11 protein-coding genes are annotated in these 19,765 nt (G+C 57.6%); 7 read left to right on the forward strand and 4 right to left on the reverse strand.

Annotated elements, in window-relative coordinates; genetic code table 11:
* Positions 1–13: 13 nt before the first annotated feature.
* Genes recD through recC form a run of 3 tightly spaced genes read right to left on the reverse strand, consistent with a single transcriptional unit; the run spans position 14 to position 8,711 of the window.
* The gene (recD, locus tag KP814_RS03335; RefSeq protein WP_216735418.1) at positions 14–1,951 is read right to left on the reverse strand and encodes an exodeoxyribonuclease V subunit alpha; all 1,938 of its coding nucleotides are present in this window, start codon (positions 1,949–1,951) and stop codon (positions 14–16) included.
* Entirely contained in the window at positions 1,948–5,493 is a 3,546-nt protein-coding gene (gene recB, locus KP814_RS03340; RefSeq protein WP_216735419.1) for an exodeoxyribonuclease V subunit beta, read from the reverse strand. The genes recD and recB overlap by 4 nt, the downstream gene beginning before the upstream one ends.
* On the reverse strand, positions 5,490–8,711 hold the full coding sequence (recC, locus tag KP814_RS03345) for an exodeoxyribonuclease V subunit gamma (protein ID WP_216735420.1): 3,222 nt from the start codon (positions 8,709–8,711) through the stop codon (positions 5,490–5,492). Before recC ends, recB begins: the two co-directional genes overlap by 4 nt.
* 470 nt (positions 8,712–9,181) lie before the next feature.
* Here recC and KP814_RS03350 point away from each other — a divergent pair, with 470 nt between their 5' ends.
* From KP814_RS03350 to KP814_RS03380, 7 genes are all read left to right on the forward strand, one after another.
* Positions 9,182–12,163 carry a M14 family metallopeptidase gene (locus KP814_RS03350; RefSeq protein WP_216735421.1) on the forward strand — a complete coding sequence of 994 codons (2,982 nt, stop codon included), beginning with the start codon at positions 9,182–9,184 and terminating at the stop codon, positions 12,161–12,163.
* Positions 12,164–12,610: 447 nt separating this feature from the next.
* Complete coding sequence (locus KP814_RS03355) at positions 12,611–13,468, forward strand: outer membrane protein OmpK (RefSeq protein WP_216735422.1); 858 nt, start codon at positions 12,611–12,613, stop codon at positions 13,466–13,468.
* Positions 13,469–13,596: 128 nt separating this feature from the next.
* Positions 13,597–14,085: a GNAT family N-acetyltransferase gene (locus tag KP814_RS03360; protein ID WP_216735423.1), complete on the forward strand. Its 489-nt coding sequence runs from the start codon at positions 13,597–13,599 to the stop codon at positions 14,083–14,085.
* Positions 14,086–14,193: 108 nt separating this feature from the next.
* Complete coding sequence (locus KP814_RS03365) at positions 14,194–14,844, forward strand: ATP/GTP-binding protein (protein ID WP_216735424.1); 651 nt, start codon at positions 14,194–14,196, stop codon at positions 14,842–14,844.
* A 24-nt stretch (positions 14,845–14,868) separates the two neighbouring features.
* Positions 14,869–16,056 (forward strand): ATP-binding protein, encoded by a 1,188-nt coding sequence (locus tag KP814_RS03370; protein ID WP_216735425.1) that lies wholly within the window; start codon positions 14,869–14,871, stop codon positions 16,054–16,056.
* Between the two features lie 7 nt (positions 16,057–16,063).
* On the forward strand, positions 16,064–18,301 hold the full coding sequence (locus tag KP814_RS03375; protein WP_216735426.1) for an ATPase, T2SS/T4P/T4SS family: 2,238 nt from the start codon (positions 16,064–16,066) through the stop codon (positions 18,299–18,301).
* A 122-nt stretch (positions 18,302–18,423) separates the two neighbouring features.
* Entirely contained in the window at positions 18,424–18,885 is a 462-nt protein-coding gene (locus KP814_RS03380) for a hypothetical protein (RefSeq protein ID WP_216735427.1), read from the forward strand.
* Between the two features lie 157 nt (positions 18,886–19,042).
* On the opposite strand, the gene KP814_RS03385 is transcribed toward KP814_RS03380, so the two are convergent.
* Positions 19,043–19,633, reverse strand: coding sequence for a hypothetical protein (locus KP814_RS03385; protein WP_216735428.1), 591 nt, complete (start codon positions 19,631–19,633; stop codon positions 19,043–19,045).
* Positions 19,634–19,765: the final 132 nt, after the last annotated feature.

A 19,765-nucleotide genomic window follows, 5' to 3' on the forward strand; every position in this document is an offset into this window, starting at 1 on the left:
CCGTCTGCGAGGCCTACCACAAATCCAGTTGCACGCCATCGCCGGAGGCTGCGTCCGGTGGATTATCCGCGTTGGGTTCGTTCGGCGCCGAATCGCCCCAGATTCTGCGGGCGAGTCCGGACATCCTCTGTGTGGGGCGCTTGATGGACTTGATCAACAGGTGACGCGGCCCCCATACGCTGATCCTTTTCCTGGCGCGAGTGACGCCCGTGTATAGCAACTCCCGCGTCAGCACCGGTTGATCGGTTTCAGGCAGCGCCACCACGCAATGGTCGAATTCAGATCCCTGACTTTTGTGTATCGTCATGGCGTAGACCGTTTCATGCGCGGGCAGGCGGTATAAAGGAATGCTGCGCAGGGGGCCGTCAGCGTCCGGGAACCAGGCGCGCAGTTGCCCCGACGCCGGATCACGCCAGATCAGGCCCACATCGCCGTTAAACAAGCCCAGACTATAATCGTTGCGGGTCACCATGATGGGGCGGCCGTGGTAGTGCAGTTGGTAACGCGGAGCCAGGCCTTTGCGCTGCAGCGCGGACTCCACCCACTGATTGATTTCCTGCACGCCGCCATGGCCTTCCTTCACGGCGCAGAGAATGCGGAAGCGATTCATGGCGTCCAGGGCGGTTTCCACCGAATCGGCTTTGAAGCAAGGCTCGTAGGCGTTGGCGGCGGTTTGCTGGATGATTGCCTGCAGTTGCGACGGCGGCAGGTTTTCCCAGTCCGCGTCTTCGAATTCCGGCTGTTTGAATACCTGCAGAGCCGCTTCCGGATCGCCGGCGTTGATCGCCTGCGCCAGTCGGCCGATGCCGCTACGGGCGTGAAAACGATGACTCACTTCCAGACGGATGACGCAGTCCGCCACTGGCGCGGCTTCCTTGTCAGCCGGGTAGGGCGGCGTCAGGCCAAGCTGGCTCAGGTAGTCCGCCATATCCGGGCTGACGCCGGCGGCGCTTCGTTGCGAGCAGATGTCGCCAATGACGCTGCCGGCTTCCACGGAGGCGAGCTGTTCGCTGTCGCCCAGCAACATCAGGCGGGCATGGGGAGGCAGCGCCTCCACGGTGCGCAGCATCATCGCCAGATCCACCATCGACACTTCATCTATCAATAGTAAATCCACAGGCAGCGGGTGGCCGGCGTGATGCACGAAGCCTTTGCCGTCGCCCCGTACTTTGAGCAAGCGATGCAAGGTGTAGGCGGTATCTGGAATACGCTCGGGACGAGGCAGGCGTTCCGCCAACTGCAATTTGGCGTTGCGGATAGACTCCATCAGGCGTGCGGCGGCTTTGCCCGTCGGCGCCGCCAGGGCGATGCGCAGAGGCGGGTCGGCGAGTTCTCCCAACATGCCCAGCAGTTTGGCCACGGTGGTGGTTTTGCCGGTGCCGGGACCACCGACAATGGCGGTAAAGCCCTGACGGCAGGCCACGGCTGCGGCGATAGCCTGGCGATCCTCTGCTTCAACGGAAGGAAAAAAGCGCAGCAACGCCTGGCGTACTTTTTCTGGTGGAAAAGAGACGTGATTCAGGATGCGTTGTTGCAGCCGATCCGCGAGCTGGCGCTCATATTCGAAGTAGCGGGCCAGATAGAAGCAGTTACGGTCGTCAAGCACGCACGGGCTGATCGGGCCCGCCTCGCCGACTTCTGCGTCCGCCTGGGTCAGGCCGCTGGCAAGCAGCGCTTCGCGCCATAATGTGAGGGATGGAGCGATAAAGGCGCGTATGTCCTCTTCCGCGGAGTCCGGCCATAACGAGCGGCCGGCGTATTGCGACAGGTCCAGACAGGTGTGGCCATTGGCCAGGGCGTTGGAGGTCAGCGCTACGGTCAGCGCCAGCAGCTCCCGTTGTTCTTCTGTCGCCGACATCGCCATATCGGCAAACTGATGGCCAAGATAATAGTCCAGTGGCCGCAGCAGGTTACTTTGGCGGGCGGCGTCAATCAGATGGGCGATGCTCATGTCGGTTCCCCCTGCAGAATCTCAGCAAACGCTGTCACCGCCGCCTGGGAGGGACGATCGAAAAATACGCCTAATTCTGGTTGGTTCTGACTGTGCATGCCCCGCAAAAACAAGTAATACACGCCGCCAAAGTGGGTGTCGTAATCGTAGTTGGGCAAGCTGCGTTGCAGGTAGCGATGCAGCGCCAGCGTATAGATCAGGTACTGCAGATCATAGCGGTGCGCGAGTATTTCGTTGTGTAGATTTTCCGGGGCGTAGCTCTCGCGTTTTTCTCCCAGCCAACTGCCTTTGTAATCGACGATATAGAAGCGTCCTTCATGCTGGAAGGTGAGGTCGATAAAGCCGTGCATCAGCCCCTCATTCGAGGCGACGTTCAGATTAACCGGCGTTTCTGAGGCGGAGTAGTCCGCGAGGAAGCGCGCAAGCCGCGTTTGCTGAATCAGCGTCACGGGGAACAAGAACTCCATTTCCACCTGCATATTGGCCTTGTCCAGTTGCGACAGCGCAAAGGGCTCGGCGCCGGTTATGCTGAGCGGGGTGTTCACCACCTGCCATAACTGTTCCGCCACGCAGGCCACCCACTCTTCGCCAAAGCCGTGTTGTTGCAGGCTGTGGCTGGTGAGTTCATGCAACACCTCGGCGTTTTCCGCCTGAAACGGCATATTCTCCAGAATATGGTGGAAACACTGACCCGCCCAGGCGCCTTTGGGAAACTGAAAAATATCGCTGACGTCCGGCTGCAGGCGGGGTTGTACTTCCTGCAAAGGCGCAGCCTCGTCCAAAGGTTCTTCGTGATGGCGGCCGCCGCCACCGGCGGCCAGCTGCGAATAACTGGAGAGACGCCAGTTTTGTTCGATTGTGCGCTGGGCGGAGCGCGCCCGCCACTGACCGGCGCCTTCGCCGGGATGATGGCGCTGATGCACTGGCTCAGGAGCGGGGCTCCAGCAGAAGTCCGTCTGCGCGGCAAGGCGAGTCAGAGGCTCGGCAAGTTGTGTATCGTCCAGGTTTTTCAGGGACGTCAGCCAGTCGGTCAGATTGTCCGTCGCGTCGCCATAAAGCAGCCACGCCATAGCGGCGTACTGGAACTCATTCACGGCGCCCCAGGCCCAGACGCACAGTTGTTTGGCCCGGGTCAGCGCGACGTAAAGCAGACGCAGATCTTCCGCCAAACGCTCCCGCTCCGCCTGCTCCTGTAAGCGGTCGCCGCCGCTGAGATCGAGCACCAGTCGGTGCTCCCGCTCGGGGTCATGACACATCAGATAATCGTCTTTGCCGCTGCGGCCGAATCCCAGAAAAGGCAGAAACACCAATGGGTATTCGAGGCCTTTGGAACTGTGGATGGTGACGATTTTCACCAGCGCCTCGTCGCTTTCCAGGCGTAACTGATGGTCATCGCCGCGCCCGTCCGCCTGTTCCAATTGTCCTTGATACCAGGCCAGCAGGCGTTCGGGCGTGGGGTAGTCGCGTCCGGCCTGTTGCAACAGCTCCGCCAGCTGCAACAGGTTGGTGAGGCGGCGCTCGCCTTCCGGCAGGCCCAGTAGTCTGGCGGCGACGCTAAAGGTTTGCAGCCATTTCTGAAACATGGGCATGAAGCCGGCGTCCTGCCACTCCTCTCGCAACTGGTGCAATGAGGTCAGCATGTTTTCCCAGCGCTGTTCGTCCCGCGCCAGCGTCTCCAGCTCCGCCGCAGTCCATCCCCAGCTCAGGGTCACCAGCGCTGCGCGCAGGCGGCGTTCGTCATTAGGCTCCAGTAAGGCGCGCAACAGGCGAAGCAGATCGGTGGCCTCTTCGCTTTGATAGACGCTTTCCCGAGTCAGAAACACGCTGCTGACGCCGACGGCGGACAGCTTTTCCGACATGATGCGGGCCTGATTGTTATCCCGCACCAGTACTGCGATATCGCCGGCGCTGAGCGGGCGCTCGCCCAGACGGGCGCGTCCGCATTCTCCCAGGTTGAGCCAGTTGGCGATTTCACTGGCGGTAATTTGCGCCAGCTGAGGGCGCGCCTGATCTTTACTGATGGCTTTGCCGCCGTCTTCCCGGCCGAGCAGCCAGGCCTGCAATGGTGTCACAGGGACGCCGTCCAGGGTCAGGACGGAGGCGTCAGCGGCGCCGGCGGCCTGCACGGGAATGAATTCGATATCGCCGGCGAACAGAAACGGATTGGCGCACTGTTCGAATAATCCATTGACCGCCGCCACCAGCTCTTTACGGGAGCGCCAGTTGGTGTCCATGGTGTAGCGGTTATCCTGAGGCGTGCGCTGTTTGGCTTGCAGGTAGGCGTAAATATCCGCGCCCCGGAAGCTGTAAATCGCCTGCTTGGGGTCGCCGATCATAAACAGGGTGGCGTTATTGTCGGCGGCGTCATATAAGGAGGAAAAGATACGATACTGGGACGGGTCGGTATCCTGGAATTCGTCAATCAGGGCGACCGGATAGCGGCGTTGCAGCGCCAGGCGCAACTGGGGACCGGTGGCGGCTTCGAGGGCGTCTTTGAGACTGCCGATCAGGTCATCGAAGCCCAGTATTTCCGCCTGGGTTTTCAGGCGTCGTAAAACATCTCTGAAGGTGGTCAGCGTAGCGCCCACCAGCCAGGCGTCCAACTGCGCCTGTTGGCTCAGAAACTGGTCCAGGGCGGTGAAGAAGACATGCTGTGGCGCGCCAAGACCTTTGTCCGCCGCTTTTTTCAGCACGGATGCGTCAAGGACGCTCTGGCTGAACAGAGCTGCGGCGGGCGGCAGCGTCAATTGTTCTTCCGTGCGACTCCAGATAGTGAGGCTGAGAGCCGCATCGTTCAGTTTGTCTTCCCGGTAAGTTTTCTCCGCGCGACCGAGAATTTTGTTCTCCGCCGCTTCCCGTACAGCAGTGATGAGTTCGTCGCCTTGTTGGCGCCATTGGGCTTTGAGTTCGACGGCCAGATTGCTGAGGGTTTCTGGCTCCACATCCGGGTGGATCAGTTCCAGATCGCTTTGCGCCAGATAACTGCGCAGTCCATTCAGCATCTCCGCCGGCTCGCCCCACTTGGCTTGCGCCAGCTCCGCCAGCAACCGGTCGGGATAGAACAGCTTGCGCCAGGTGTCCTCCGCCGCTTGTTGCAACAACGGGCCCAGGTCTTCCTGCAGACGCAGATCAAACAGGAGTCCGCTTTCGAATGCGTTGTCCTGCAGGGCGCGCTGGCAGAAACCGTGAATGGTGAAAATGGACGCCTCGTCCATGTTTAACAGCGCCTGCTGCAACAGGGCGAGAGCGTCCTCGTTGCGTTCCGGATCGCGCCAGGGCGCCAGCCATTCTGGTGCTTCCGCTTCCTGCGGCGCCTGCAAGGTCTGCATGACTTCGCGGATACGCTGACGAATCCGCGTGCGCAGCTCTTCCGTGGCGGCGCGAGTAAAGGTAACCACCAGAATCTGCCTGACGTCGAGCTGGCGCTCCAGCAGCAGACGCAGATACAAGGTGGTGATGGTGTAGGTTTTCCCGGTGCCGGCGCTGGCTTCGATGAGCTGCACGCCCTGCAGGGGAATGGCGATCGGGTCCAGCGGCCTCATGCGGGCGCCTCCCAATGCTCCAGCGCGGGCTCCCAGATGCTTTCCGCCAGCGCCACGAAGCGCTCGTTCAAGGTTTCCGCTTCAAAGCGCCACACCAGAAAATGGTGCGCGTCCGCCAGTTCGCCCGGTTGCCATTCGTTGCCCAGCCAGCATTGCTGCGCGGCGTTGATGGGCTCGCTGCGACTGCGCGGATTATTCTTGGTTTCCACATACTTTAAAGAGGTCTTCGGGAAGAAGCGCACCGGTTCATTCTCACTCTGCGACAGCAGATCCATAAGCTCCGCCAGTAATTTTCTGGCCTGATCTTGCGCGACCTGACGATAATGGCCAACGCCTTGGCGGCACACCAGAAAACTGGGTCGGGCCAGAGGGTCGGCAGTGACGCTGCATAGCGCCAGATGCTCCAGCCATAACAACAGCATGCGGGAAGCGTTGCAGCCGGCGGTAGTCAGATGCAGCAGGCCGCGCGGGCCAATACCGGCCACTGCACCGCGCAACGGCAGTCCTGATTTTTCCGGGGTAATTTCAATACGGTCCTTGCCATAGAGTTCACGGGCCTGCTCGCGCAGCGCTTCCAGTTGTTGCCGCGTCTGCTTGCGGCTGATGGCGCCGACAGCGCCGCCGGGCAGCAGCCCCTTGGCCTCCAGATAGCTTTCCGCCTCTTCGTCCGTCGCCGCGTTCATCAGTTCCTGCAGCCAAAGCTCTTTCACCTGAAAGCCATGCAGACCGCCCAGGTCGAAAGGTTCCCGGTCCTGAGTCAGATCACTGGCGTCCAGCAATATATTGAGCCGCTGCTGTACGAAGTAGCGGGTGGGGTTGCGTAGAAAACGTCGCAGACTGTCCAGCTCAACCGGATGCTCTGCGGAAAACGGCTCCCGTTCCCGGGACGGCAGCGCTTCCGGGCAGAACGCCTGATACTCCTGCTTGCTGTGGCGACCGTGCAGGGCGGGCAGCCATTCTGACTGATAGCTGAAGTGGCCGCCGTCGGCAGTAAAGTAATGCGGGCTGAAGGGTTGCAGTGGATGTTCGGTCAGAATGCGCTCCATGGCCGCCTCACCGCCTTGTTCCTGAATCGTATCCAGCAGCTCGCTGAGAATGACCGAGGGCGCGCACTCGCTGTTGTCGCGGATGCTGCGCCCGACATAACTCAGATAAAACACGTCGCGGGCGGCCAGTAGGGCTTCCAGAAACAGGAAGCGGTCTTCTTCGCGACGGGCGCGGTCGCCTTTGCGAGGATACGCGGCGATCAAATCGAAGCCCGGCTGCGTCTGGCGGCGCGGGAACTGATCATGGTTCAACCCCAGAACGGCGACCACCCGAAAGGGAATACTGCGCATAGGCACCATGGCGCAGAAGGTCACTGCGCCGGTGAGGAAACTCTGACGCCGTAACGGGCTGTCCAGACGCCGACGCAGATCCTGTTTCACCACCGCCAGCGGCAAGGGTTGATCGAAGCCAGCGGTCTGGGTTTCCTGCAGCCACTCCTGCACCGCCTCGCGGGCGACCTGCAGCGCCTGCTCTTCATCCCGATCAGGGTCGAACAGATCGTTCATCCAACTGTGCAGGAGGTCCGCCCATTGCTGCGGCGTCTGGCCACGGGAGATCTGCGCGCGCCAGCGCGCCAGGGTATCGATCAGTTGCGACAGCGCGCCCAGGCTGTCCGCATCGCCGCCCTGGATATGAGGATAGGGGGCGACATCCTGATACATCTGCATCGCGTCGGGCAGGGCGAAGCCCAGCAGCAGGCGTTTGATGCCGGCTTTCCAACTGAACTGATCGGCGCAGTCGACGCCGTAGGCCTGCTGCGATTCGCCGTCCAGTCCCCAGCGAATGGACGCCTCATGCAGCCATTGGCGCAGGCGCGATAATAATTCTTCATCCAGCCCGAAGCGGCGTCCCACGGCGGGAATTTCCAGCAGGCCGAGCACTTCCGAGGCGGTGAAACGGCCCGGCAATAAGTCGAACAATTGCAGTACCGACTGCACCAGATTGAAGTCGCTGTAGCGGCTCAGGTCGGCGAGCGACCAGGGAATGCGGCGCGGACCTTCCTGCGCGCCGAATACGGCTTCAACCAGCGGCGCGTACTGTCCGATATCCGGCGTCATCACCACGATATCCCGGGGGGACAGGCTGTGATCGGTTTGCAGCAGATCCATCAGTTGATCGTACAGCACCTCCACTTCGCGTAAGGCGCTGTGGCATAGATGCACTTGCAGAGAGCGGTCGTCAGCGGCGCTTTCTGGCCATGGCTCCTGACGCAGGTCGAAAACGTCCGCCTGCAGGCGTTGCAGCAAGGTTTGCGGCGGCGCGGGGGGGACGTAGCAGTCGGCTTCCGTGACGGACACGTCCTGCAGCACATCCAGATAATCCCGCAGCGGTTTGCCCCAGGAGGCCAGCAGTCGATGGCCTTCGTCGTACAGCCCGGAGACTTCCGCGCCATCGCGGGTGCGAATGCGGCTGATGTCCTTGCGGGAGGCGATGTCGCCCCAGTAATGCTCCGTGGGGTTCCATTGATACATATGCACTTCTATATGGCGTGCGGTGTTCTGCAGCACGTCCAGATACGCCGGGGCCATATAGGGAACGCCAAAGACAAACAGGCGCGGCGGCAGCTTATCCACATGCTGCGGCAGCTGCTCCGCCAGCTCCTGCAATACGCGGGCGCGGTGGGGCGCCTCGCTGTCACGGGTCAGGCCGCGCCACAGCTCAATCTGCCAGGCGTGTTCGCTGGCGCTGGCTTCAGTGGGCAGGCCTTGCTCCCATTCGGATAACCAGTCCGGGCGATACATCAGATAGTGGTCAAAGACATCGGCGATGCGTTGGCTCAGCTGATAATTACGCAGCAGATCCGGCGACTTGCGATCCGGGCCGGTGTGGAGATAACGATGCAGGGCGTCGAATTCGCCGCTGTCTGGAAGCGTAGGCGCGAGCTGCATCAAACGCCAGGTCAGAATGGATTTGTCGAAGGGGTGCAGCTCCGGCAAGTCGTCCCGGCACAGTCGCGCCAGCCGCCAGATCAATTGCGCCGGCAGTTGAAACTCCAGGTTGGCGGCGACGCCGTTGAGTTCCGCCAGTTGCTGGCTCAGCCAGCGGCTCATGCCTTGGCTTTGCACAATTAATATGTCGCTTTGCAACGGGTTCGCCTTGGGACGCGCCAAGGCGTCGGCGAGCAGTGCGAGCAGCTGTTCCTGACGGTTGCTGTAGTAGATTTTCAGCATGAAGGAGGCGTAAACGGTGACAGTGAAATTGTGTGTGAGCTATTTATCATTTTCGCTAGGAGTATAAGGAAATCCAAGGATGGCTGCATGGATAAATCATTTTCCTGGTCAATCGGTCAAACCCGCGGCGTACGCCGTCTCAGCGTCGTCGTTAGATGTCCGTCCTTATATTTAATTTTGTTATAAGGATATAGTGGAAAACCGCTATATCAAGCTGAGTTCCTATCACATATAGAGGTAAGTGCAGTCCGTTAGCGCCTGCTGTTAGGTTTTCCCAAAAAACGCCGCTCCCGCCGGTTACCCCATATCACTGGAATAGCGACGTTGACCCAGCCGGAAACCTCTCCGCAAAAGGCCTGTAACGGCACATGGATCGAGTGCTTAGGGCTCCCCCTCACCCCCTTGGCCGTAGTCTAGCAGTAGTCCGAACTAACTTTCCGTTAACGATAACCATGAATAAGGAAAACATCATGAAATTAGTTAGATGGCTAGCCTTGATTTGCACGATACTGCCGGGGGTCGCGCTGGCCGGGCAACTTAGCATGGCGCGAATCACCCTCAACAGCGGCGATGAATTGAAATCGGCCAAGAAGCTTGGCCTCGACATCGTCCACTACCACAAACTGAAAAATCTGACCGCTGGCGTAAAAGGGGAATCCTTTACGGTGGAAGCGGTGCTGTCTCCCATTGATAAGGAAAAGCTGAATAAAGCCGGTATCAAGTGGGAGCCTATGCAGATGCCTTCGCAGTTCCGCTCGGCTTTCTCCGCCAGCGGCGAAACTGCTTATCACAGCTTTGACGAACCTGAACTGGGTATCGAAGACCGTCTGTACGCTCTGGCGGAAAAATACCCCGCGCTGGTGACGCTGTATAAGATCGGCGAATCCCATCAGGGACGCCCTTTGATCGTCGCCAAACTGTCTCGTAAAACCTGGTGGGATCGCTGGTTCGATCGCGGCGGCGACCTGAAGGACGGCTATGGCGTCAGTCATCAGCCTCCCGGTCGTAAAAAGCCTGAGGTATTCTACGTGGCCACGCATCACGCCCGCGAATGGGTGGCGACGCAAATGGCCATGCGTTACATGGACTACCTCACCGAGAACTACGGCAAGATTGAGCGCATCACCAAGCTGCTGAATCATAACGAGCTGTGGATCATGCCGGTGGCTAACCCGGACGGCTACGAGTACACCTTCACCAACGAGCGTCTGTGGCGGAAAAACCTGCGCGATAACGATGGCGACGGCCAGATCACGCTGCAGGACGGTGTCGACCTGAACCGTAACTTCGGCGAGCATTGGGGCCTGGACGACGAGGGCTCCAGCCCGGTGATGTCCGATCAGACCTATCGCGGACCTTCAGCGGGAAGCGAGCCGGAAACCGTGGCGCTGACTAGCTTTATCCAAGCCCATGACTTCCGTTTTACGCTGTCTTATCACACCTACAGCAACCTGATTCTGTATCCTTTCGGATGGCAGGTGCAGACCCCCAGCTTCGATAATCCGATCTTCGTGGCGCAGGCGGGTACTGACGATAATCCTGCTATCTACGACAGCATTATCGAAGCGGGATATGATCCCGGCGTGAGCGCAGACCTGTACACCACCAATGGTGATTTCACCGATTGGTCATACGGCGCGTTGGGCATTCCTTCCTACACGGTGGAGCTGACTTCCGGTCAGGACAAAGACGGCAACGCTTACGGCTTTGAATTCCCGGACGATGAAAAAATGCTGCAGGCGGTTTTCAACGACAACCTGGAGTTCGCACTGACCATCGCGGAAAGCGCGAGAAGACCGGATGATCCTGTTTCCGCCGTAGGCATCGAAACAGAAGACGTCTATCACGAGCCGCTGACCACTTCCTGGGGCGCGACTCAGTCTGTGGACATGCTGGCCAAGCGTCGCATCGGCGACCGCAGCTTCCTGGTGTATCAAGTGGACGGCGGTTCGCCCAAGCTGACTCGCTTCCGCAGAAAGTTCGGCGACCGTTACAACACGGAGCAGGGAACGTACTTCAATCGCTACGAGGCAAAGATTCGCGGTCAGGCCGCCGGCAGCACCGTCACCTATTGGATCAAAACCGTCAAAGGCGAGGAGTTCGGTCCCTACAGCTACACCGTAGAAAAAGCCAGCGGCGCCAAAGTGCTGGTGGTTGCGGCGGAAGATTACACTGGCGAATACCCTGTGTATGAGAACAACACCGCTCCTAACTACCTCTCTTTCTACACTGACGCCCTGGACGGCGCCGGTTACTCCTACGACGTGTGGGATGTTGACGCCAGAGGCGCCGTGCCGCCAGCTCGTGAAGTCATGAGCCATTACGACGCGGTGATCTGGTATACCGGCGACGACTTTGTGTCGACCGTTCTGGAAGGCTTCCAGGCGCATGAACAGATGAAGCTGCAGGCGCGTGAATACATCAACTACTGGGACGGCAAAGTCATGGCCACCGGCCAGGGCCTGTCTGAAGCGTCTACTGTCTACGCACAGTTCAACGATGACTTCTTCCAGTACTACATGGGCGCCTTCTTGCATCTGGAGACATCCGGTCTGGGCAAAGATGGCAACGCGCTGGACGTAGTCGGGCAGGATGACGATCCCATCATGGCGGGTCTGCGTTTCTCCCTGAACGGCGGCGACAGCGCCAACAACCAGCACACTCCTGACAGCTTCCTGGTCACCAGCAGCTTTGTGGACGAGTATCACCAGACTCTGGCGGCGACCTACGATCGCCCTGGCGGCGGCTTCAACCCCACTTCCGGCACGCACTATGTGTACAGCCAGCAAGCGGATCAGAGCTTCAAACGTCTGGGTGGAACCATCGAAGTGCCGGCGGATGCGCCATACATCACCTTCAACATGGCCCATGAAACTGAAGCGGATTGGGACTTCGTGTTTGTGGAAATCGCCGAACAGGGCAGCGATAACTGGACCACTCTGCCGGAAGCCAATGGTTTGACCAGTCAGGATACCGGCGAAAGCTGTAAATCCGGCTGGGTTGACCTGCATCCGACATTGGCCCATTACATGGACGCCAGCTGTAATCCTACTGGAACCACCGGTCAGTGGAACGCCATGAGCGGCAGCAGCGCTGGTTTCCGCACCATGTTGTTTGACCTGTCCGCCTACGCTGGCAAAACCGTTGAAATCTACATTTCCTATGCCTCCGACTGGGGTACTCAGGGACTGGGCGTTTTCGTCGACGATGTGAAAGTCGGAGAAAATGACGCAGAAGATTTCGAAGACGGCTTCGGTCTGTGGCAGCCAGGCGCTCCCGATGGCGCGTTCAACATCAATAATTGGGATAACATCGAAGGCGCAGGCTTCGTTGACGGTCCCGTCATCCGTGACGAAGACACCATTTATATGGGCTTCGGTCTGGAAGGCGTCGATGGTTACGAAAACCGCGTTAAGCTGATTGAGCGTTCAATGAGTTACTTCGGTCTGTAATTTCAGACCTTTCCACTCCTAGAGAGGGGCGCCTGCATTCGCCGGCGCCCCTTTTTTATCCTCACTTTCTTGCAGACCTCGACTTTCGTCTATATCCTTCGCCGCCTTTTATGCGCTGCGCCGATTTGGGGTCAAGTTAGTTTTTGCGCCCTGTTTTCAGGCATGAATGTGATATTTGGCTGCGCGTAAATCATTCAAATTGTGCATTTAAATTGCAAATTGTTGACTAAAAGGTCAATATTTGCCGGTCATCATTGTCGTTGGCGCGCATATTGCTCTTCTGCTCCCTGTCAATAAATACACACAGCGCGGGGAGACGACTGCATATGTGGGGCGATGGGTCGGAAAAGTCCGGCTGCGTCGCAGGGGGGCGGTCGCTTCCCCCGCGCGGTGATGTATTTGCAGGAAAACAATCAAAACAAAGCAAACACAGAAGTAGGAGTATTCATGACTCTCAAGAAACAGTCGGCCCTGGCCGCAGCAAGCGGCGCGTTGGTCGCCGGTCTGCTTTTTTCTTCAGCTGCGAGTGCTGTAGAAGTTCCGGAAGATATTCACGCCGCGGACTATCATTGGATGAACTGGCATCTGTATCGAGGGATTGATCAACGTGGCGGACCCTACAAGTTCGACGACACCTATTTCGAAATCGAGTTCGGCGGCCGTTCCGGCGCCCTGGACTTTTTCGGCTACGTGGATTTTCTGGATATTTTAGGCGACTCAGGCAATTCCGATAAAAATCGCGGCGATAACTTCTTCGCGGATATCGAGCCCCGTCTTTCCATCGACTACCTGACCGGAACGGATCTGTCTGTCGGCCCGGTTAAAGAATGGTATTTCGCCTTTGACCTATTGATGGCCGATGCAGGCGAATTTGGCGGCCTGCAGGTATTGTGGTCGGGTATCGGCACAGATACGGAGCTACCCTGGTTGGGTAAAACCGGCATTGCTGTCTACGCTCGTTATGTGGGTGAGAACTATGGCGCCAAGAATGAAGGCAGTTGGGACGGCTATGTCGCCCACATCAACTGGTTCAAGCCTTTTTACCACATCGGCGATGATTTCATTGCGTTCCAGGGATATACAGATTACGAGTTCGCCTCTGATCTGGGCGATGAACCGGGCCGTTCCTCCGACTCATTCCAGTCCTACCTGGGCATCTGGTACCATTCCAAGCAATGGGCGGTCGGATATGGCGCCAAGGTATACCGCAACATGACTCAGTTCGAGGATGGTGCAGAAGGGTTTAATGGGCCGCAGGACACCACTGGCGTTGGCCATTACTTCAACCTGACCTACAAAATCTAGCCGCCGTCTATGCGCCGAATGACGCGGCGCTGAATTTCGGAGACGAATCCGAACGACCTGAAGACGCACCGACGTCTTGGGATTCGTCTCCTTTTTCAGGCAGGGAAATGACTTCAGGAAAGGGAACAATGCAGACAGTCTCCACTTACTATTTGGAAATGACCTCTCCTTCTGATCTACAGGCGAAAAGCCCGGTGGGAGAGTTGCAGATCATGGAATGCGCAATCCGGCAGTTTGAATACAGCCGCTTTCTCTACACGTTGGTAGGCGGCGCCTGGGGATGGACGGACAAGTTGTCCTGGAGCGACGATCAGTGGCGGGATTATGCGGAGAACGAGAACCTGCGCACCTGGGTCGCTTACGTCAAAGGCTCGCCAGCGGGTTACTTTGAACTGCAGAAACAGCCTGAACGACAAGTAGAAATTTCCTACTTCGGACTGGCCCCCAAATTTATTGGCCAAGGGCTCGGCGGCTATCTGCTCACCCAATGCATTCGCGAAGCGTGGAGCTGGGGAGCGGAGCGGGTTTGGGTGCACACCTGTACGTTGGATCACCCTGGCGCGCTGGCCAACTATCAGGCCCGCGGCATGCGTCTGTACCTGACGGAGACGGACTGACGCGTCTGTTTGGCTCGCCGCCATTAAATGCGGCGCCTCCGAGGAAGTCTTCTATACTGAGGGGATAGGACTATCCCAGCCGGAGAAGTCTTGCCGGGAAGGAGCATTATGGCGGAGCTGGATGAACAGACGAATCGACTGACCTTAAAGCTGGTCTATTATGGCCCGGCGCTGAGTGGGAAAACCACGAATCTGGGCGCGCTGCACGAACTGTCTTCGCCGGAGTTGAAAGGCGAGATGATGGTGCTGGAGACGCAAAAAGACCGCACGCTTTTTTTTGATCTGTTCCCGCTGGGTTTTGAAGCGCCCAGCGGTCTGTTGATTCAACTCAAACTCTATACCGTTCCGGGGCAGGTGCAGCATGACAGCACCCGCAAAGCGGTTTTATCCCGCGCCGATGGCGTCGCCTTTATCGCCGATTCCCAGCATAACCAAAGCCATACCAACCTTGAGGCGTTTGAGAATCTCGCCGCCAACGCCGGCCGCGTGGGCATAGACTTCGAACGCCTGCCGCTGGTGGTGCAATTCAATAAGCGCGATTTGAAAAATATCCTGAGCGAGCAAGAGATTCGCGAACGCTGGGAGCCCAGTCCCTGGTGGCCGGTGGTGTTCGCCAGCGCTTTGCAGAATCAGGGCGTGCTGGAGACGCTGGAACTGTTGCTGCAACGGGTATATCCAGAGCTGGATGAAGAATACAAGCTGAGCTCCGCGCATCAGTTGAGCCGGGAGGCGTTCGTCGCTGGCTTGTTGGGGAAATAACGGAAGCAGGGGGGCTGCATCGTCGTGAAGGACATTGATCCGGAATTCACGCTTGCCGATTTACTGACGCCGAAAGACATTGAGTCGCTGCAAAATCGATTGCCGCCGCTGTTGGAGACGTCCGTCAGCATCGTCCCTGTACAGGATAAGCCGGAGGCTGACGCCTGGCCTATCCGCTATCAGATTCGCACGGTCGCCTACTTAGTCGGCTCCGCTCCCAAAGAAAAAGCCGAAGCCGCCTGCAAGCTGGTGGAGGCCATACTGCATCAGGCCGCCCGCTACCGGCTGGCGGCTTCTCTGCATCATCATGTCGTGGAGCAGGATTATGAGGAGCTGCAGCTAAAGCATCAGGCTCTGCAGGAATCGGAAGCCCGATATCGGGAACTGGCGGAGCAGCTTGAACGCAGGGTGGAGGAGCAGGTGGCGCAGATCGAGCTGCGTCGCAAGCAGGTCTATGAAGCGGAAAAACTGAGCGCATTGGGGCAGCTCGGCGCCGGCGTCGCCCATGAGATTAATAATCCCCTCGGATTTATCCAGTCCAATCTGAACTCAGGTAAAGGCTACCTGCAGGATATCAGCGATGCGCTGACGGAAATGTCGCGCGGCCACGATGTGAAGGCGATTTTCAGTCGCTATGAATTGGACTTTGTTATCAAGGATCTGCATATCCTGATGGGCGACACTTTGGATGGCGTGGCGCGGGTCGCCAAAATCGTCAAGGATCTGAAAGGCTTTGCCGGCACGGATGGCGGCTCCAGGCAGAAAGTGGCCATGGAGGAGCTGATGGAGAGCGTCTGCAACCTCGCCAAACCATTGATGGGCGGCCACATTCGTCTGCGCAAGGAGTATGAGCCGACGCCGCCGGTGTGGTTGGATTATTCGGCGTTCTGTCAGGCGGTGTACGCGATCATGCTGAATGCGGTGCAGGCCATTGGCGAACGCGGTGAGGTGCTGGTGCAGTGCGGTCCCGGCGCAAGCGGGGTGCGCATTGTGATTGAAGACACCGGCTGCGGTATGGACGCGGAGACTCAGAATCGTATTTTCGAACCGTTTTTCACCACCAAACCGGTGGGCTCCGGCACCGGACTGGGCATGACCTTATGCCGGGACATTATCCGCGCTCATGGGGGCGAGATTCAGGTCGCCAGCGAACCGGGCAAGGGCAGCCGCTTTTGCATTGAGCTGCCCGTGACGGAGGAGGCTCCCGGATAATTCATTTATGTCGAAATTCGCTTCTCTATTCGTCAATAACTCTGCTTCCGATCAGGATGAGGACAAAGGCAAGCCCAAAGTGTCCTACAGCGTTTTGCTGGTGGACGATGAGCCTGCCGTACTGAGTGCGTTGAGCCGGGTTTTCCGTAAGGAGAGCTACGACATTCTCACCGCCAAAAATGCGATGGAAGCCCTGGAGATCATCAGCCAGCGTCGTATTCATTTATTGATTTCCGACTATATGATGCCGGGAATGACCGGAGCGGATCTTCTGCGCAAGGTGAAGGAACAATCTCCTGACACCATCCGCATCATGCTGACCGGGCAGGCGGACACTACTGCGGTGATGGCCGCCATCAACGAGGGCGCGGTCTATCGCTTTATTCTCAAGCCCTGGAATGACGATGATTTGCGCGTCACCGTCGCCCTGGCGCTGGAACAGTACGATCTCATTCAAAAGAACAAAGAGCTTGAGAAAACCAACGCCAAACAGCAAAAAGATCTGCAGGCGTTCAGCAAGCTGGCGCAGCAAAATCGCAGCCAGCTGGCGATTATGCTGCATAAACATAATCTGCTGAACAAGCAGCAGGTGCAGGAGGTGTTTAAGCTGCAGCAAAGCCGTAAGGAGACGGTGATCAAACTGCTGCTGGAAAAGCAATGGATTGAGGAACGCAAGCTGGTGCAGCTCCTGAAGAAGGAAATGTTTTTTGAAGAGGTGTCGCTGGCGGAGTTTCAGATTGAGCCGGCGACTTTGTCGCTGATCCCCACGTCACTATGTCAGAAGCAACTTATCATCCCTCTCCGGGTCAGCGGCAAGCGCCTGTTATTGGCCATGGCGGACCCCCTCAACGTGGAGCTGATTGATGAACTGGGCTTTACCACGGGCATGCAGATTGACCCCGTAGTCGCCACGGTGAGCGCAATGGAAATGAAGCTCTCCGAGTTGTTCGCGGAAGAGGAAACCTCCATCAAAGAGCTGGAAAGCGTGGTGATGGGGGTTGATCCTTTCGAAGGCATCGAAGTGGTCATCGAAGACGATGATGACGATTCGCTGGAAGACCTGCTCAGTCAGACCGAACAGCCGCCGGCGGTGCGTCTGGTTAATGCGATTATCATTGAGGCGTTGCGTCTGGGCGCCAGCGATATCCATATCCATCCCCGCACCAATCAGGTCATTGTGCGTTATCGCATAGACGGCGTGCTGGAGGACAAGATCCGTATCCCGCACAACATGCATATGTCCCTGGTCTCCCGCATCAAGGTGATGTCTGAGTTGGACATCACCGAACGTCGCCGTCCCCAGGATGGGCGCATCACAGTGAAAACGCCGATGCGGGTGGTGGATTTGCGTATTTCCACCCTGCCCACGTTGAACGGGGAAAAAGTGGTAATGCGGGTGCTGGAGCGTAACTCCTCCGTGAAAAACCTGACACACCTGGGACTGTCGGAACTCAACGCCAAACGCATGGAAGCCGCCATCAATAAACCTCAGGGCATGATTCTCGCCACGGGGCCCACCGGCAGCGGCAAAAGCACGTCGCTCTATGCGCTGCTGCAGCATAACGCCACGACGGAGAAGAATTACGTCACCATTGAAGACCCGGTGGAGTTTTATCTGGATATGGCCGGGCAGGTGTCGGTGCGGGAGAAAATCGGCTTGAGTTTCGCCTCTATTTTGCGCGCCATTTTACGTCAGGACCCGGATATCATTCTGCTGGGAGAGATTCGTGACTTCGAGACGGCGGAAGTCGCGCTGCATGCGGCGCTGACCGGACACCTGGTGTTTTCCACCCTGCACACCAATTCCTCTATCGGCACCATCGCCCGCTTGCTGGACCTGGGCATCAAACCTTTCGTCGCGGCGCAGGCGTTGGAATGCATCATTGCGCAGCGGTTAGTGCGGCGCATCTGCGACCACTGCCGGGAAGAAGTCACCCCCAATGAGGAGGAGATTTACCTGCTGGGGCCGCTCTTCGACGATCCGCAACTGAAAACCTTTCACGGCCGCGGCTGCCACAAATGCAACCACGGCTATAAAGGACGCATTGGCCTGTATGAAGTCCTCACCATGACAGAAGAACTGCGCCACCACATCGCTGGCGGCGCTTCCAGTAAAGAACTCCACGATATCGCCGTCGCCAACGGTCTCGTCACCCTCGTCGACGACGCCAAATCCCGCGTCCACAACGGCCTCACCACCACCTACGAAGTCCTGCGAGTACTGGGAACGCAGATAGAGGTGTAGCCTCAACACTCTCGGTCCTGAGAGTTATCTGTATAGCGCAAGATTGCTTTTTGACGATGCTTTAAAGGGTATACTTCGCCTTCAAAATCAATGTGGTTGATGGGTGTATGGAAGGAGTTGCAGTGACTGTCTCTGATGTATCTTGCTTCTTAATAGGCTTTGCAATAGTTGGACTGATTAGCTTCTCGATAGTTTTTATTTTGAACAAGGTATTTTATGTAGATTATAAGAAGCTATCGGGCATGTTAGGGATAGCCTGGGTTCTTCTGTACTTTTTATGTGTATTTGTTCCGTTTTTTATCTCAGGCGTAAAGCCCGGGTTTGAAACCGCATACTCCCCTGATCAGCTTGATAGGGTAGCGGGCCAATATAGCTTAATCACTGCCATAGTGGGGTACGCGCTTAGCCATGATATGTTTGTGTATGCCTTAATGGCGGTAACTGTCATGTTGCTGTTAAAAGGCGAATTTTTTAAAAATGAGAATGTTGAATATGTGGTTAAGTCACTGATATTTATTTTCTATTCTGTGATCGTATTTGAAAGTCAGAAATATCTGCATGTTCTGAATTTTGCTCTGGAGTAGATGTATTGTCAGTCCGGTGGCGCTTGCTTTCACCACCGCTGATATTTGAAGGGAAAGTTAGGAAATAGTAAGCATAAGATCCTTTACTCTTGTCATATTGAATCCCGCCCTCCTTGGCGAGACTCATCGCTTTTAGTCCCGTAATTTTCCCTGTACCTCAACAAAGATCCGCATCCTCCACTCTTAGAATCGCCAGGCCGGGGCTGCCGGCGGTGCTGGTTCGGCTGAGGATGGCTTCGATGTAGTAAGCGTTTTGCGTGAAGTCGAAGCTGGTGGTCCAACAGCCGTCGCTGACGCTGTGGGTCTGGTAGGCCGCGTTGGCGGGACGGGTGTTGCTGTCCAGGGTCAATAGTGTGGTGGTGACGCCGGTGTTGTAGTTGTACTGGCGGAGAGACAGCACGACTCTGGCGTCGCTTCCGTTATCGCGGAAACGGGCGCTGAGGCGCTTGTTGACGCCGCCATTATCGAGATCGGCGATGGCGGTGACGTTATACCGTAAAGTAACGCTGCTGGATGCCGGCGCAGCGCCATTGATCTGGGCGACGCCGCTGGAAAAGTTAACCTCCGCCGCATCCGCCTCGTCGACAATCCCGGTGGAGCCGACCGCCGTCCACGGCGAAGCCGCCCAGGCCGCGCCAACAAAACCGGTCGCGAATGTGAAAGCGCTGGCTTGCAACAAAGTCGTCAGTTTCTGTGATGGGCGTAGCCACTGAATTAAATGGCTGAGAGATCCGCTGACTCGTTCCATATTTGCTGTCTCCGTTTTTTAGGGGCGGCGTGTCCGGCCGCCGGGCGGGCTCCGGCGCGTGGCGCCGGAACACAGCAAGCTTAGACCTGGGAAGGAGACTGTGCGTGGGAATATGTCGCAGCGAGGGCGTTA

The sequence above is a fragment of the Hahella sp. HN01 genome (genome assembly GCF_018986435.1).
Taxonomy (GTDB): domain Bacteria; phylum Pseudomonadota; class Gammaproteobacteria; order Pseudomonadales; family Oleiphilaceae; genus Hahella.

Excerpts from the sequence above, each read along its gene's own strand:
- KP814_RS03365 (WP_216735424.1), top strand. The coding sequence starts at position 14,194 with ATGGCGGAGCTGGATGAACAGACGAATCGACTGACCTTAAAGCTGGTC.
- KP814_RS03375 (WP_216735426.1), top strand. The coding sequence starts at position 16,064 with ATGTCGAAATTCGCTTCTCTATTCGTCAATAACTCTGCTTCCGATCAG.
- KP814_RS03360 (WP_216735423.1), top strand. The coding sequence starts at position 13,597 with ATGCAGACAGTCTCCACTTACTATTTGGAAATGACCTCTCCTTCTGAT.
- KP814_RS03385 (WP_216735428.1), bottom strand. The coding sequence starts at position 19,633 with ATGGAACGAGTCAGCGGATCTCTCAGCCATTTAATTCAGTGGCTACGC.
- KP814_RS03355 (WP_216735422.1), top strand. The coding sequence starts at position 12,611 with ATGACTCTCAAGAAACAGTCGGCCCTGGCCGCAGCAAGCGGCGCGTTG.
- KP814_RS03350 (WP_216735421.1), top strand. The coding sequence starts at position 9,182 with ATGAAATTAGTTAGATGGCTAGCCTTGATTTGCACGATACTGCCGGGG.
- recD (WP_216735418.1), bottom strand. The coding sequence starts at position 1,951 with ATGAGCATCGCCCATCTGATTGACGCCGCCCGCCAAAGTAACCTGCTG.
- recB (WP_216735419.1), bottom strand. The coding sequence starts at position 5,493 with ATGAGGCCGCTGGACCCGATCGCCATTCCCCTGCAGGGCGTGCAGCTC.
- recC (WP_216735420.1), bottom strand. The coding sequence starts at position 8,711 with ATGCTGAAAATCTACTACAGCAACCGTCAGGAACAGCTGCTCGCACTG.